The organism is Aeromonas sp. QDB39 (assembly GCF_027707585.1).
Taxonomy (GTDB): Bacteria; Pseudomonadota; Gammaproteobacteria; order Enterobacterales; family Aeromonadaceae; genus Aeromonas; species Aeromonas hydrophila.
The window spans coordinates 1-993 of sequence record NZ_JAPCIV010000126.1 but is presented as its reverse complement, the minus strand read 5'-3'; the positions used below and the strand labels follow the sequence as shown (position 1 = coordinate 993).

1 pseudogene is annotated in these 993 nt (G+C 53.0%); it reads right to left on the bottom strand.

Features of this window, described 5'->3' with window-relative positions:
• Nucleotides 1-139 precede the first annotated feature (139 nt).
• Nucleotides 140-928, bottom strand: a pseudogene (locus PG899_RS24120) (AadA family aminoglycoside 3''-O-nucleotidyltransferase); the annotation flags it as partial.
• Between the last annotated feature and the right edge of the window lie 65 nt (nt 929-993).

The window sequence follows — 993 nt, the reverse complement described above, 5'->3', positions numbered from 1 at the left end:
CGATATGAGATCGATTTAGCCACTCATAGAGCATCGCAAGGTCATGCTCAGTCATGAGGCGCAGTGTGACGGAATCGGTGCTGTTGGTCACGATGCTGTACTTTGTGATGCCTAACTTTGTTTTAGACATCATTGGCGTGGAGCCGAGCAGACTGGCGGCTTCGTGCTTCACAAAGTAAATGAACGCAGTCAACTGATCAGCGCGTGAGGCCAAGCAATCCATCCCTTGTCCAAGGTAAGCCTGCTGGGCTTCAAGCAGCACGGGCTGATGTTGGACGGGCAGGCGTTCCATTACCCAGTTGGCAGCTACATCCTTCGGCGCGATCTTGCCGGTTGCTGCGCTGTACCAAATGCGAGACAAGGTAAGCACTACATTCCGCTCGTCGCCTGCCCAATCCGGTTGTGAGTTCCATAGTTTCAAGGTGTCGGCCAGTGCTTTGAATAGATCGCTTTCCGGGACTGGGTTGAAGAAATCTTCCGCGGCCGAACCTGCCAAGGCAAGGCTGTGTTGCCTTGCTTTAGTTAGCAGAATAGCCAGATCAACATCGGTTGTCGCGGGCTCGAAGATGCCCGCAAGAATGTCCTTGCGCTGCCACTCCCCGAATTGCAGTTCCCGTCTGGCTGGATAACGCCAAGGAACAACATCGCCGTACACGACGATGGTAACTTCCAAGGCACGGAGAGCTTCACTTTGGCCGGGAGAAGCGGAAACTTCCAGGAAATCTACGAACAGAGCCTGCCGCACAGTCTCATCGAGCTGTGCAGTCACAGTAACCAGCAAATCAATATCACTGCATGGCTTCAGGCCACCGTCGAGTGCAGAGCCGTACAAATGCACGGCCAGCAACGTCGATCCCAGATGATGCTCGATGACGTTGAGTGCCTGTGATAGCTGTACCGAAATCTCGGCGGGCACTGCGTTGCTCATGATGTCTAACTCCCAATTTGTGTAGGGCTTATTATGCACGCTTAAAAATAATAAAAGCAGACTTG